This window comes from Duganella caerulea, assembly GCF_040362985.1.
Taxonomy (GTDB): Bacteria; Pseudomonadota; Gammaproteobacteria; order Burkholderiales; family Burkholderiaceae_D; genus Rugamonas; species Rugamonas vulcania.
The window spans coordinates 349,789-362,860 of the sequence record NZ_BPWJ01000001.1 but is presented as its reverse complement, the minus strand read 5'-3'; the positions used below and the strand labels follow the sequence as shown (position 1 = coordinate 362,860).

Below are 13,072 nucleotides of genomic sequence, written 5' to 3'. Positions count from 1 at the left end.
GCCTTACATGTCGTAACTGAAGGATTTGATGTAGCCACGGCCCTGGACAGGTTTGCCGGCACCGGCCTTGGTCAGCTGCGCGCGCGCATCGGCTGGATGATCGCGGCCGTCTTCCACCGCGCTGTCGACGCGGATTTCATAGCCGGCATCAATCAGCGCATCGGCCAGTTCAACCGTGACCTTCAGCGACTTACCATTGCCGACGCTGGCGCCGCTGACGCCATCGTATGCACGCGCGTCAAGCCCGCTGCCGCGCGCCCATGCACTCAGGTGCTTATAGTACTTTGACTTCTTTCCGGCAACCCATAGTGTCTTTTTATAGTTGCCTGCGGCGTCAGTGACATAGAACGCCAGATAGGCACCGTTGCCGTTGTAATTTTGCAGTTGCGTGGTCAGCACGACGGGGCGCGCCTGTGCCATCGAGGGGAGCGCCAATGTGCCCGCCAGGCAGGCGCCGGTCAGAATTTTCTTCATTGCTTGTTTCCTTGAGTCTGCGGGCCGGGTGCCCGGTTATGTTCAGCGGACGGACGGGCTGGGCGCAGGTAGTCGGAGGCATCGCCATGTTCGCCGAATTCGATCTCAAGGCTGCGGATACGCAACGTCGCCGGGCCATACTTGGCCTTCACCTTGTTGCCGAGCCGATCAGTGCCTCGCACCTCGTAACAACCGTCGTCAACCTTGATACGCTGGACGGTCCACCCGCGCAACTCGACTTGCTGACGCAACATGTCCCGGGGCTTCCAATCCGCAATGGGATCCGTGCAATCGGTCTCCGCGTGCGCGGCGCAGCTGGCGCCAAGCGCGGCGAGTACTGCGAGCAGGTGAAACAGTGTCATCGCGGGCTCCTTGATTGAGCTCGGCCTTAGCTCATCAGTAAAGGCCTTGATATATAGCGAATTGTAGAACCGCCATTCGCAAAAACATTTGATACAAATCAAACTCGAACGAGCGCGCTCCTGCTATGCGATCGGCAGACAGGCGGCGGGTCGTAGTTCGGCCCGGTACCACAGCTCACTGCCGGAATTTCGACCGGAAAAATTTATGCTTTATGTTGTGACAAAGTGCGTATTTTTGTCGTGTTTCGCCGACTATATTTATCAGGTCACCACACCGTTTGATACATCGTTTGCGGGATCGTCGCTGTTTTAGATCTAGATCAATAGGCTTCGGTTTAATGGAAATCGCAGGCGCTTTGGCAGGGGAAATCGGCGCAGAATACATTTCACGGTTCAGTGAACTCGACGCACGATTTACCCAGAGGTTGTTTTAGTCTGCACCTTGCAAGTCCCTACATCAAATTAGCAACTGGCCCGGCGCGCGAGCGTCCGGTCCGGGCGCCGCCATGTCGAAAGGAACGGTCATGCCGAGTGCATTGAGTTATCCAGGGGTCTACGTCGAGGAAATACCGAGCGGCGTACGTACCATCACCGGAGTCGCCACCTCGATCGCCGCCTTCATCGGGCGCGCCCGCAAAGGCCCGGTCGATACGGCGGTCGACATCACCAGCTATGCCGACTTCGAGCGCAAGTTTGGCGAACTCTGGCTCGCCAGCACGATGAGTTTCTCGGTGCGCGACTTCTTCATCAACGGCGGCAGCCATGCGGTGATCGTGCGCCTGTTCCACTCGGCGCAGGCCGACGCCATCGCGGCCGTGGCCAACGCGGGCGCCGCCGGCGCGACCGGCAAGGACGCCAGGGACAAGGCGGCGGCCGCACTGAAGGTCATCACCGACGACGCCAACGCCACCCAGGCGCAGAAAGCGGCCGCGCAGCAGGCCAACGCCGCGTTCGCCGGGCTGGCCGACGGCGCCGACGCCAACGCGGTCGCGGCCGCCGCGCAAGCCGCCCTCGCGCTGATCGCCAACCTGCCGTCAGAGGCGCGCGTGCTGGAGGCCGGTTCGCTGCGCTTCGCCGCCGCCAGTCCGGGCAAATGGGCCGGCTACCTGCGCCTGATGGTCTCCGCCGCCAGCGGCCCGGCCGCCGCGGCCACCGCCACCCAGCTGGGCGTCACCGTCGCCGACCTCTTCAATCTCACGGTGGCCAGCGCGGCGCAGGGCGGCACCACGGAAACCTACCTGAACCTGACCGTCAAGAACACCGCCCGCCGCGTGGACCGGATACTGGCGGACGCTTCCACGTTGATCGTCTGGGCCGGGGCCGACCTGAACGGCGCGCCGCCGGCCTTGCCAGATTTCGCCAACGTCAAGGGCGACCCGGTCGGCACTGCCTTCCTGGCCTGGGACGCCGCGCGCGCCGCCGATCCGGACCCATCGTCGCCGGCGGTGAAGGCCGCCAAGGCCGCCTACGATACCGCGATGAAGGCGGCGCTGGACAGCGTCGACGACGGCGCCGCGCTGACCTCGGCCGACTTCATCAAGCCCAACGGCCAGGCGCAGAAGACCGGCCTGTTCGCGCTGGAACAATTGTTCACCCGCGACGGCCTGTTCAACATGCTGTGCATCCCGCCCTACAACGCCAGCAACAATATCGACGACAGCGTGGTGGCCGTCGCCACCGCCTATTGCGAGAAACGGCGCGCCATGCTGCTGCTCGATTCGCCGTCGGAATGGACCTCGGTGGACCTGGCGCAGACCGGTTTCCCCAACAAGTACGCGGCGCCCAGCCACAACGCGGCGGTGTTCTTCCCGCGTGTGAACATGCCCAATCCCTTGCACGGCGACCAGATCGAACCCTTCGCCCCCAGCGGCATCATCGCCGGCATCTTTGCCCGCATCGACACCCAGCGCGGCGTGTGGAAGTCGCCGGCCGGGCTGGACGCCGCCATGCTCGGCGTCAGTTCGATGACGGTGCCGATGACCGATGAGGACAACGGCCTGCTTAATCCTCAAGGCTTGAACTGCCTGCGCACCTTCCCGGTCTTCGGCCGCGTGGTCTGGGGCGCGCGCACCATGCGCGGCGCCGATGCCTTTGGCGACGAGTACAAATACATCGCGGTGCGCCGCACCGCCCTGTTCATCGAGGAATCGTTGTACCGCGCGCTGAAGTGGGTGGTGTTCGAGCCCAACGACGAGCCCTTGTGGGGGCAGATCCGCCTCAACGTCGGCGCCTTCATGCACAACCTGTTCCGCCAAGGCGCGTTCCAGGGCGCATCCGCGCGCGACGCGTACTTTGTCCGCTGCGACGCCTCGACCACCACGCAGAACGACATCAATCTGGGCATCGTCAACGTCAATGTCGGCTTCGCGCCGTTGAAGCCGGCGGAATTCGTGGTGATCCGGCTGCAGCAGATCGCCGGACAAATCGAAACCTGAGGGGGCGATCATGGCTCAATTCACCGTCAATCCACTGCGCTTCGATCCCTACCAGAACTTCAAGTTCCGCATCAAATGGGGCAACGATTTCGTCGCCGGGGTCAGCAAGATCAGCGGGCTCAAACGCACCACCGAGGTGGTGCGGCACCGCGAAGGCGGCGATCCCAGCTCCAGCCGCAAGTCGCCCGGCCGCACGGAGTTCGACGCCATCACCGTCGAGCGCGGCGTCACGCACGACAAGGACTTCGAGCAGTGGGCCAACAAGGTGTGGAACTACGGCTCCGGCCTGGGCAAGGAAGTGTCGCTCAAGGATTTCCGCAAGGACCTGGTGATCGAAGTCTACAACGAGGCCGGGCAGCTGGCGATCCGCTACAAGGTGTATCGCTGCTGGGTGTCGGAGTTCCTGGCCGCCTCGGATCTCGACGCCAACGCCAACGCCGTGCTGATCCAGCATCTGAAGCTGGAAAACGAAGGCTGGGAGCGGGATTACGAGGTGCCGGAACCTTCCGAACCGACCTTCACGGAACCACCAGGCTGACGAGGCGCTCATGCGCACACCAGGCACGGCCGAGCTGCTGGACATCTGGGACGTGGGGCAGCCGCTGCCGCCGGCGCGCCGGGCCTTGTTGCTGTTGTCCGCCGCCTACCCGGAGCGGGACGACATCGCCTCCTGGCCGCTGGGCTACATCAACCGGCAATTGATCGTGTTGCGCCAGCGGCTGTTTGGCTACGCCCTGGTGTGCCTGGCCGATTGCCCCGCCTGCGAAGAAGTGGTCGAAATCGAGATGCCCATGGACGCACTGCTGAACGCAAACGAAATGGCCGACGCTACGCACAGCCTCCACAGCGAAGGCTGCGACGTGCGCTTCCACCTGCCCACCGCGCATGACCTGCTGCTGGCGACGGACGGGACGACGCCGGGACGCCTGCTCGCGCGCACCATCGACAGCGCCCGCCGCGATGGCGTGGATGTGTCGCCGGCAGAGCTCGGCGAGGCGACGCTGGCGGCCGTCGAGCAGGCGATCGAGCGGGCCGATCCGTTGGCGCATATCGCCTTCGCGATGACCTGCCCAGCCTGCGGGCACGAATGGAGCACGGATCTGCACATTATCGACGTGTTGTGGGCCGAGCTCGGCGCATGCGCGCGCCGGGTCTTGAGCGAGGTTGGCCGGCTTGCGCAAGCTTTCGGCTGGCGTGAGAGCGATATCCTGGCGATGTCGTCCACCCGGCGTAATCATTACCTGGAATGGCTGGAGACCTGATGCAAAACGGCGAACACAGCACGGGCGGCGCGGCGGACACGGCACAAACGGCCGCGCCGGCGCACGCACTCGCCGAAGCCGGGGGCGGAACGGCCGTGACCGGCTGGCTGGACCGCATCGCCATGCATAGCCGGCCGGACGCGCCACCCACGCACGCGTTGCGGCCACGCCTGCCCTATCCTTTCGAGGCCATGCAGTTCGCCACCGCCGATGCCAGGCCTCGTATGCCGCCTCCGCGCGGTTTGCGGGCCCAGCCGGAGGAAGCCGCGGCCACGATGGCGCGCGCGGGCCGCGGCGATAACTTGCCCCCTCCCCCGGCGACCGATCTGCACCATCCGCTCACCCGGGCGTCCGCCGCTATGACGCCATTCGATCCCGCTGCGACGGCGTCACCTGCATGGCAACGACAGGAAGCCCGTCCCGTCGCCTCCGCGCTGCCGGCCGGCCGCTTTGAACGTGCGCCGGGCAAAGAGGAGCGCGCCCCGCTCAATCGCGATGGACACGCCCCTTCGGCTATTTCGGCCGGGGCCGTCGCGCCGTCCCAGCCATCACATCTGGCGGCATCCCAGTTCGCGCGCTTGGCGCCAACTGCGGCAAGCCGACTGCTCGCCACACCCGCGCACAACGCAACACCTGCCGCATCCACGCCAGCCAGGCAGGAAGACCACGGCACAGCACACGCAACGCCGCGCCGCGCGTCGCCTGCTGGCAAACCAGCGCCGCAGCCAATCCAACCATCTGCCGCCACCATGCGGCTGGTCAGCGCCGAGCGGCCCCAGCCCGCCTTGCGCGGCGCCCCGCCACAGCAAGCACCGCTCGTTGCCAGGCCGTCCGCCCAGGCGACTCCGGAGATCACCATCGACATTCACATCGGGCGTATCGACGTGCGCGCACCGGCCGGCGCATCGGCGCCCGCGGCTGTACAGGCAGCGCCGCAGCGCGGGAGCGACGCGTTGACCGCCTACCTGTCGCGCCGAGCACGGGGAGCGCGCTCATGAGCAGCCCCCTGGCACTAGCGGCGGTCACCGCCATCCTCAAGGACGTCCTCAACGACGGCCTGATCAACAACGACCTGGCGCAGGTCGGCTCACTGCTGGTGAGCGCTTTGCCCCCGGACCGGATTCCGGTCGGCGAGACCGAGGAGAACCGCCTCAACCTGTTCCTGTACCAGATCACGCCCAACCAGGGCTGGCGCAACGTCGGGCTGCCGTCGCAGGGGCCTGGTGGAGAACGCCTCAGCAACGCGCCGCTGGCGCTGAACCTGCACTACATGCTGACCGCCTACGGCAGCACCGACCTCAACGCCGAGATCCTGCTGGGCTACGCCATGGAAATCCTCAGCGACATGCCGATGCTGCCGCGCGCCGCGATCCGGCGCTCGCTCAGTCCGAACAGCCCGGTCAACGTCAACCTGATTCCGCCGGACACCGACGGCCGCACCGCGATCGACCTGGCCGACCAGCTGGAGCTGGTCAAGATCACGCCGAACTACCCCGGCGCGGACGAACTGTCCCGCCTGTGGACCGCGATGCAGGCGCGCTACCGGCCCACGGTCGTGTACCAGGTCTCGACCGTGCTGATCCAGCATAACCGTCCGGTGCGCTCGCCGCTGCCCGTGCTGCAACGCGGCGCCGGCGACCAGGGCGTCCATAGCCAACCCGACCTGCAAGTGCCGCCGTCCAGCATCCCCGTGCTGACGTCGATCGCCATCGTGAGCGCCGATGGTTTCCACCTCACCGCCGAGCTCGGGGACACGCTGGCGTTGGCCGGCGCCCAACTGAGCGGCGACACCGTCACCGCCGAATTCAAGCACGCCTTGCTGCCAGTGCCGCTCGAGCTACCGCTGGCGGCGGGCGCGACTTCGCAGAAGGCACTGGTCACGCTCCCGCCATCCGGCAGCGGCACCGCCGACAGCGACTGGCCCGCCGGCCAATACACGGTCGCCCTGCGCATCGACAGCGCGGGCAAGCCGACGCGCCGGACCAATGAAATCGGCTTCAGCCTGGCCCCGCGGCTGTCGCCGCAGCCCACATTGAGCGCACCGCCCGGACCGTTCGATCTCACACTGCATGTGTTCCCGCAAATCTGGCCGGGCCAACGGATCGATATCTTTGTCGGCGGCGAACCGTTCAGGCCGGCGCCGGTGGCCGCCAAGTCCGCGCAGATCACCGTCACGCTGGCCGGGCTGGCCGCATCGGAAACGCCGCTACCGGTGGCGCTGCGCGTGGACGGCGTCGACAGCATCCTGGTACGCGACCTCGGCGCGCAGCCGCCCAGCTTCGATCCACTGCAATCCATCACGGTACCGGGGTAGCGCCATGCCTGCCGACGACGCCGATTTCGCCCGCAACAACCAGGCCTGCATCGAGGCTGGACTGGCGTGGCTGCGCGCTTGCCTGTTGGCCGAAGAACGGCGGCTCGCGCCGGGCCTGCCGCCATTGACCCGCAAGCCGCCGGCCGTGGAGCCCGAGGCACGCTGGCCCTGGCGGCGCAAGGCGCAAGTTCAACAGGAACTGCCGCCGGCCGGAGACACCCCGCAAGCGGAGCCAGCCAGTGATGGAGGGCTCGCCGACGCCCGCCTGGCCTTCGAGAACGCCGCCGCCGCGCAGCCCGCGCCCGCGTTGGTGTCGCTGGCCAACAGCATGGGGCTGAACCCCTTCGAGCGGGACATGCTGTTGCTTGCGGCCGCGCCGGAACTCGATCCCGACATGCCCGCCCTGATCGCGGCCGCGCAAGGCGATCCGTATCGTCGCTCGCCCACTTTCGCGCTTGGCATGAGCCTGTTCCAAACCGCCGGCTGGGACGCGATGGCACCGGAGCGCCCCCTGCGCGCCATGCAACTGCTGGAAGTCCACCAATCCGGCGCCGACTCGCTGCTGGCCGCGCCGCTGCGGATCGACGAGCGGATCGCCGCCTACATCAAGGGCCTCAACTATCTGGACGAACGCATCGAAACGCTGGTGACGCCCGTCGTCCCGCCCGCGCAGTTGCCGCCGCACCAGCAGCAGGTGGCGCAACAGCTGTCGTACTGGCTGGCACCCGACGGCGGCAGCGGCATCGTCCAACTGCTGGGCGCCGACACCAATTCCAAGCGCGACGTGCTGGCCACGTCCGCCGCCTCGGCAGGGCACCGGCTGATGGCGCTGCCGGCAGGCGCCCTGCCCGTGCAGCCGCAGGACATGGAACGCTTCCTGCACCTGTGGCAGCGCGAAACCAGGCTGCTGCCGCTGACCTTGTTGATCGAGGACGCGGAAGCACACGCGGACCATGAGGACGGAGACAAGCCGCAGCCATTGCCCATCCGGCTGCTGCAACGGCTGCCAGGCAGCGTCTTCGTCGACTCCCGCTTTGCCGACGCGGCTTGGGGCAGCACCGGGGTCGTGCTGGTCGAACCGCCCCTCGCAATGGAGCGCGCCACCTTATGGCACCAGGCACTGATGGCGCGCGGCATCGCCGTTCCCGACGAATCGGCGCTGACCAGGCTGGCCAATGAATTCCAGCTGTCGGCGTCGCGCATCGCCAGCCTCGCGGCGGGCGTGAGCCCGGCCGCCAACCTGGAGCCGCCGGTACGGGCGGCCTGGAATGCCTGCGTCGAACACACCGCGGGCGCGCTGGACGGTCTGGCGCAGCGCATCGCTGTGCGCGCCACGCTGGACGATGTCGCCCTGCCGCCGCACGAAAAACAGCAGTTGCGCCGGCTGGTTGAGCACGCCGCCCAGCGCATCGCCGTGCTCAACGATTACGGCTTCGCGGCGCACGCCAACCGGGGTCTCGGCATGGCAGCCCTGCTGCACGGCGAGAGCGGCACCGGCAAGACCATGGCAGCCGAGGCAGTGGCGCAGGCCTTGTCGCTGGCGCTGTTCCGGGTCGATCTGTCGGCCGTGGTCAGCAAATACATCGGCGAGACCTCCAAGAACCTGCGCCGGGTGTTCGACGCGGCCGAGGGCGGCGGCGCCGTGCTGCTGTTCGACGAGGCCGACGCGGTGTTCGGCAAGCGCAGCGAGGTCAAGGACAGCCACGACCGCTACGCCAACATCGACATCAACTACCTGCTCACGCGCATGGAGCAATTCCCCGGTGTGACGCTGCTGGCCACCAATATGAAGCACGCGCTCGATCAGGCCTTCACGCGACGGCTGCGGTTCATCATCGGCTTCCCATTCCCCGGCGTCGCCGAGCGCAAGGAGATCTGGTCCAGGGTCTTCCCCGACCCCAGCCGCCTCGACAGCGCGCAACTGGACCTGGACCGCCTGGCCCGCTTCGCGATGACGGGCGGCGCCATCTTCAACGCGGCGCTGGCGGCGGCCCACAACGCTGCCGCCGCGCACGCCGATATCGGCATGCCCCATATCCTGGACGCCATCCGCTGGGAATTGCTGAAGATCGGCCGCCCGGTCGCCGAGAGCGAGTTTGCCTGGACGCCGGCCCAGCCGCCCGTAGAGGTGCCGGCATGAAAATCCGCTGCGTAATCGACGGCTTGACCTTGCATGGCATGACGCTGTCACCGCTTGAACGCCTGCAACTGGAGCGCGCCCTGCAAGCGCAGCTGACCAGCGCGTTGCGCGCCGGCTGGATCGGGACGACTTCCGCCGGCACCTCGCCGTCGCCGGCTCACCATCTGCGGATCGATCTGTCGCACGCTAAGGCGCCGCTCGGCCACTCGCTGGGACAGGCGCTGGGCGCCGCCCTGTCGCCTGCGGCGGGCAATGGCGCCGGCACATCGGCCAGCGGCATTGCGAGGAGCCGTTGATGTTCGCCGCCCAACAATCATCCCGCACCGCAGCCAATCCGGTCCAGCCGCCTCTGCTGCAACGCAAATGCTCCTGCGCCGAGCAAGGCGGCAGCTGCGAGCGCTGCAGCGCATCCGGCAACCTGGCGCGCGCATCCAGCAACGCAGCGGCGCCCGGTGGCGCGCCAGCCAGCGTCGGCCGTGTACTCGACAGTCCCGGCCAAGGCCTGGACACCGCCACCAAAGGCTTGATGGAATCGCGCTTCGGCCACGACTTCTCGCATGTGCGCATCCACGCCGACAGCGAAGCCAACGCCTCCGCCAGCGCGATCCACGCGTCAGCCTACACGGTCGGCAACCATGTCGCCTTCGCGGGCGGGCGCTACCAGCCGGGCGATCCGGACGGACAAATGCTGCTGGCCCATGAATTGACCCACGTGGTGCAGCAAGGCGGCACCAGGGGCCCGCTGCAACGCTCGCCCGACGGCGAAGTCACGATGCAGGACAACGCGGCGGACGAGGACCAGGCCGACATCGCCGCCGAGGCCGTGTCTTTCGGCTGGAAGGTGAACGTGCCGGTCAAACAGTCCGCGACCGGCGTGGCCAAGGCGCCGCTCACCTACGGCGACGCGGCCGGCGGCTGCGGGATCTGCTACCGGGGCAATGTACGCCAGGTCGGCACCGACGCCCACGAGCAGATCCAGGCCGCCATGCAAGCCATGTACCGCTTCCTGCTGCCGAATTTCGTTATCCAGCCCAAGAAGAAGGCGCCCTTCCTGGCGCTCGATCCCAAGAAGGTCAAAGGCCTGAGCAAGGCGCTGAAGAAGGCCAAGGGCGTCTTCAAAAAACTGGTGCCCGACCTGATCATGGCAACGCCCACCGGCTTCGCGCTGGGCGAAATCAAACCCTTCAACTCCGAGGGCCTGATCGAAGGCGAAGCCAAGCTTCAACTCTACGAGCACTTCCTCAAGGAGCGCTACCTGGGCGTCAATCCCGGCCTGACCATCGAACGAATGAAGCTGCCCCCACCGCCGCCGCTGCCCTTCCTCGATCCGCTGGCGATCACCTGCAGGCAATGGCTGGGGGTGCTCCCGCCCGCCAACGGTTTGTATATGTATCTCTGCACGCCACCGTTCAGCAACGACCTCAGGAAGAAGTGCCGCTGCGTCGGCGACGCCAAGGAGGGAGAAGACAAGGCCAGCAAGACCACCAACAAGGGCTTCGGAATCTCGATCGGCAGCACCAGCACCAGCATGTACAGCGCCGGCATCGGCGTGTCGATTTATTCGTCCGGCCTCGGCGCGGGCAATGCCGGGGTCGGCGTCAGCATCGCGTCGAGCTCCATCGGCGCCGGCAACGCGTCGGCGGGTGCGGCGGTCAGCAGTTCGGGCCAGTCGGTGGCCAGCGTGGGCGCAGGCGCCTCGGTTGACACCACCAGCACCGGCGCAGGCACGGCCGGAGCCGGCTACAGCAACGACACCACTTCCAAAGCGGCAGGCGCGGCGGGCGTCGGCACATCGACCGGTACCGACGTCAAGGCAGCTGGCGTGGCCGGTGCCGGCTCCGTCAAGAACAGCGACGTGACCGCGACCGGCACGGCCGGCACCGGCAATGTCGAGGATGCCAGCGGCACCGCCGGCGGCAAAAAAACCACGCCGCCCTCCGACAGCGGATCGGCGGAAGGCAAAGGCACGACCGGCGCCACCGGGACATCAACAGGCGCCACGACAACCGGCGACAAGACCAGCACGGGTACCGGCACAGGAAGCGGCACCGGCACCAAGTCCGAAGGTCCGGGCAGCGCGCCCAAGGCCGGCGGCACCGGCACCGGCCAAGGCTCAGGCCAAGGCCAAGCCGGCAGCCAGCCAGGCGACGCCAAGAGCGTAGCTGGTGGCACCTCCACCACCGGCCAGCCCGGCGGCACCAGTGGCCAAGGCACGCAAAAACAAGGCTCCGACCTGCTGACCGAGAAGGAAATGGCCGTATTCGGCCTCAAGGGCAAGCCCATCACCCACGATCAGCTGGACGCCGCATTGGCTCAAGCCCGCATCATCCGCGAATTGATCGACAAGTCCAGCCCCGCGCAGCAAGCGCTGCTGCGCGCGATCGCCGACAGCTCGCCCGAGGGCCAGTACACCGTGCCGGCCTCCACCTGGATCCAGAAGGTGCTGACCGCCACCCAGGGCATCAGCGACGAAGACATCGCCTATCTGAAGACACTGAACTGGAAGCCAGCCAAGGTCACACCGGAGGAGCTGCGCAAGAGCGTGCTGGCGGCGCTGGCGAAGAAACCCAAAACGCCACCCAAGCAACAAGGCACGGACCAGGGCGGCGGCAAAAGCGAGAGCGAAGGCAAAGGCGAAGGCAAGCCCGGCACCTCGGGCAAAGGCACCGAGGGCGCGGGCACCAAGGGCACCGGCCAGCCCGGCGCCAAGGGCGGCGAAGTCACCAAATACCGCGTCTCGACCGACGAGACCAACACCGCGCGCGACTTCTGGTTCGTCAATTTCAGCAACTTCGACGTGCACAACGCCGCCGTCGGCGAATCCGTGATGATGACGCTGGCCTTCTTTGCCGAGGACAAGGGCATCTACACCTTCCGGCTCAAATTCGTCATCAAGGAACGCAACGTCGCCAGCGAGACCAGCAAGGAAAAGGGCAAGACCATCACGCGCAAGGCCGTCACCTTCAAGCTGGAGGGCGTCAACGACGCCCGCTGGGATATCGCGCCGCCCGGCAAGCGCCCCTTCATCCTGCCCAAGAACGTCCACGCCACCTTCAAGGGCTTCCTATGAGCACCTATCCTCGCACCCCGTACACGCTCAAGTGCGGCATCGTCATGATCGATGCGCTGACCCGGCGCGCCGGCCGCGTGATCGTGCTGCAATACACGCCCGACCACCTGAACCGCACCCTGCAAGTGCAATCGGTCAGCGGCGACACCGGCGACCGCACCGAACCGCTGCGCTTTAAAGGCCCGCCGGTGGAAACCTTCCGGCTGGAAGCGGAGATCGACGCCACCGACCAGCTGGAATTCCCCGACGCGAACAGGACCGCCGTCGAGGTCGGCATCTTTCCCCAGCTGGCCGCCTTGGAAGCCTTGGTCACGCCAACCAGCGCCCAGGTCGACGCCGCCGACGCCCTGATGACCCAGGGCGCCATCGAAATCGCGCCGATGGAGTCGCCGTTGGCGCTGTTCGTGTGGAGCGCGCAGCGCGTGGCGCCGGTGCGGGTGACCGAGTTTTCCGTCACCGAGGAAGCCTTCGACATCAGCCTCAACCCCACGCGCGCGCGCGTCACGCTGGCGCTGCGTGTGCTGTCGGTCAACGACTTCGGCATCGACCACCCCGGCGCCGCGCTGTACATGAGCTACCTGAAGAACAAGGAAGCGCTGGCGCTGCGGGCGGTGGCCGGCTCGCTCGATCAACTCGGCGTGAAAGGACTGTGATGATAGATCCGCGCACCCTGGTGCCGTCGCTGCAAGACCTGCGCACCGAAGTCTTCGACGAGCTGAGCCGCTATCGCGGCCTGCCGCTGCTGATCTGGACCGACGACGACGGCGTCGAGCACACCTACGTCGAGCGCCGCTTCGTGCCGGGGCCGGAAACGTTGTCGGCCGCCGGCGTGGTGGCGGTCAACGACCAGGACCGGCTGGACAACATCGCCGCCGTGCAGTTCGGCGAAGCCACGCTGTGGTGGCGCATCGCCGACGCCAACCGCGCGCTGCAGCCGGACGAGCTGACGCGGCGCCTCGGCCGCCGCCTGCTGATCACCTTCGCCGAAGGCACGCCGGCGCCACGCCGCTGACAG

General features: G+C 67.0%; 12 protein-coding genes. 10 read left to right on the top strand and 2 right to left on the bottom strand.

Going from position 1 to position 13,072, the window contains the following annotated elements; genetic code table 11:
• Positions 1-3: 3 nt before the first annotated feature.
• Positions 4-474: a DUF2271 domain-containing protein gene (locus ACUJB0_RS01560; protein ID WP_444843661.1), complete on the bottom strand. Its 471-nt coding sequence runs from the start codon at positions 472-474 to the stop codon at positions 4-6.
• The gene (locus ACUJB0_RS01555; protein WP_444843660.1) at positions 471-836 is read right to left on the bottom strand and encodes a PepSY domain-containing protein; all 366 of its coding nucleotides are present in this window, start codon (positions 834-836) and stop codon (positions 471-473) included. Before ACUJB0_RS01555 ends, ACUJB0_RS01560 begins: the two co-directional genes overlap by 4 nt.
• Positions 837-1,360: 524 nt before the next feature.
• Here ACUJB0_RS01555 and ACUJB0_RS01550 point away from each other — a divergent pair.
• From ACUJB0_RS01550 to ACUJB0_RS01505, 10 genes are read left to right on the top strand one after another with little or no spacing between them, the layout of a single operon-like run.
• The gene (locus ACUJB0_RS01550; protein WP_444843659.1) at positions 1,361-3,271 is read left to right on the top strand and encodes a phage tail sheath family protein; all 1,911 of its coding nucleotides are present in this window, start codon (positions 1,361-1,363) and stop codon (positions 3,269-3,271) included.
• A 10-nt stretch (positions 3,272-3,281) separates the two neighbouring features.
• A complete protein-coding gene (locus tag ACUJB0_RS01545; protein ID WP_117015144.1) occupies positions 3,282-3,809 on the top strand; it encodes a phage tail protein in 528 nt (175 codons plus the stop codon).
• Between the two features lie 10 nt (positions 3,810-3,819).
• Positions 3,820-4,533 (top strand): T4 family baseplate hub assembly chaperone, encoded by a 714-nt coding sequence (locus ACUJB0_RS01540; RefSeq protein ID WP_444843658.1) that lies wholly within the window; start codon positions 3,820-3,822, stop codon positions 4,531-4,533.
• Positions 4,533-5,531, top strand: coding sequence for a hypothetical protein (locus ACUJB0_RS01535; RefSeq protein WP_444843657.1), 999 nt, complete (start codon positions 4,533-4,535; stop codon positions 5,529-5,531). The genes ACUJB0_RS01540 and ACUJB0_RS01535 overlap by 1 nt, the downstream gene beginning before the upstream one ends.
• Positions 5,528-6,847: a Pvc16 family protein gene (locus ACUJB0_RS01530; protein ID WP_444843656.1), complete on the top strand. Its 1,320-nt coding sequence runs from the start codon at positions 5,528-5,530 to the stop codon at positions 6,845-6,847. The genes ACUJB0_RS01535 and ACUJB0_RS01530 overlap by 4 nt, the downstream gene beginning before the upstream one ends.
• A gap of 4 nt (positions 6,848-6,851) precedes the next feature.
• Positions 6,852-8,987, top strand: coding sequence for an ATP-binding protein (locus ACUJB0_RS01525; RefSeq protein WP_444843655.1), 2,136 nt, complete (start codon positions 6,852-6,854; stop codon positions 8,985-8,987).
• A complete protein-coding gene (locus ACUJB0_RS01520; protein ID WP_444843654.1) occupies positions 8,984-9,283 on the top strand; it encodes a hypothetical protein in 300 nt (99 codons plus the stop codon). The genes ACUJB0_RS01525 and ACUJB0_RS01520 overlap by 4 nt, the downstream gene beginning before the upstream one ends.
• The gene (locus ACUJB0_RS01515) at positions 9,283-12,057 is read left to right on the top strand and encodes an eCIS core domain-containing protein (RefSeq protein ID WP_444843653.1); all 2,775 of its coding nucleotides are present in this window, start codon (positions 9,283-9,285) and stop codon (positions 12,055-12,057) included. The genes ACUJB0_RS01520 and ACUJB0_RS01515 overlap by 1 nt, the downstream gene beginning before the upstream one ends.
• Positions 12,054-12,710 (top strand): hypothetical protein, encoded by a 657-nt coding sequence (locus tag ACUJB0_RS01510; RefSeq protein ID WP_444843652.1) that lies wholly within the window; start codon positions 12,054-12,056, stop codon positions 12,708-12,710. Before ACUJB0_RS01515 ends, ACUJB0_RS01510 begins: the two co-directional genes overlap by 4 nt.
• A complete protein-coding gene (locus ACUJB0_RS01505; RefSeq protein WP_444843651.1) occupies positions 12,710-13,069 on the top strand; it encodes a LysM domain-containing protein in 360 nt (119 codons plus the stop codon). Before ACUJB0_RS01510 ends, ACUJB0_RS01505 begins: the two co-directional genes overlap by 1 nt.
• The last annotated feature ends 3 nt before the right edge of the window (positions 13,070-13,072 follow it).

Coding starts and splice junctions, on each gene's coding strand:
- ACUJB0_RS01550 (WP_444843659.1), top strand. CDS start 1,361: ATGCCGAGTGCATTGAGTTATCCAGGGGTCTACGTCGAGGAAATACCG.
- ACUJB0_RS01535 (WP_444843657.1), top strand. CDS start 4,533: ATGCAAAACGGCGAACACAGCACGGGCGGCGCGGCGGACACGGCACAA.
- ACUJB0_RS01545 (WP_117015144.1), top strand. CDS start 3,282: ATGGCTCAATTCACCGTCAATCCACTGCGCTTCGATCCCTACCAGAAC.
- ACUJB0_RS01515 (WP_444843653.1), top strand. CDS start 9,283: ATGTTCGCCGCCCAACAATCATCCCGCACCGCAGCCAATCCGGTCCAG.
- ACUJB0_RS01510 (WP_444843652.1), top strand. CDS start 12,054: ATGAGCACCTATCCTCGCACCCCGTACACGCTCAAGTGCGGCATCGTC.
- ACUJB0_RS01555 (WP_444843660.1), bottom strand. CDS start 836: ATGACACTGTTTCACCTGCTCGCAGTACTCGCCGCGCTTGGCGCCAGC.
- ACUJB0_RS01560 (WP_444843661.1), bottom strand. CDS start 474: ATGAAGAAAATTCTGACCGGCGCCTGCCTGGCGGGCACATTGGCGCTC.
- ACUJB0_RS01520 (WP_444843654.1), top strand. CDS start 8,984: ATGAAAATCCGCTGCGTAATCGACGGCTTGACCTTGCATGGCATGACG.
- ACUJB0_RS01505 (WP_444843651.1), top strand. CDS start 12,710: ATGATAGATCCGCGCACCCTGGTGCCGTCGCTGCAAGACCTGCGCACC.
- ACUJB0_RS01525 (WP_444843655.1), top strand. CDS start 6,852: ATGCCTGCCGACGACGCCGATTTCGCCCGCAACAACCAGGCCTGCATC.
- ACUJB0_RS01540 (WP_444843658.1), top strand. CDS start 3,820: ATGCGCACACCAGGCACGGCCGAGCTGCTGGACATCTGGGACGTGGGG.
- ACUJB0_RS01530 (WP_444843656.1), top strand. CDS start 5,528: ATGAGCAGCCCCCTGGCACTAGCGGCGGTCACCGCCATCCTCAAGGAC.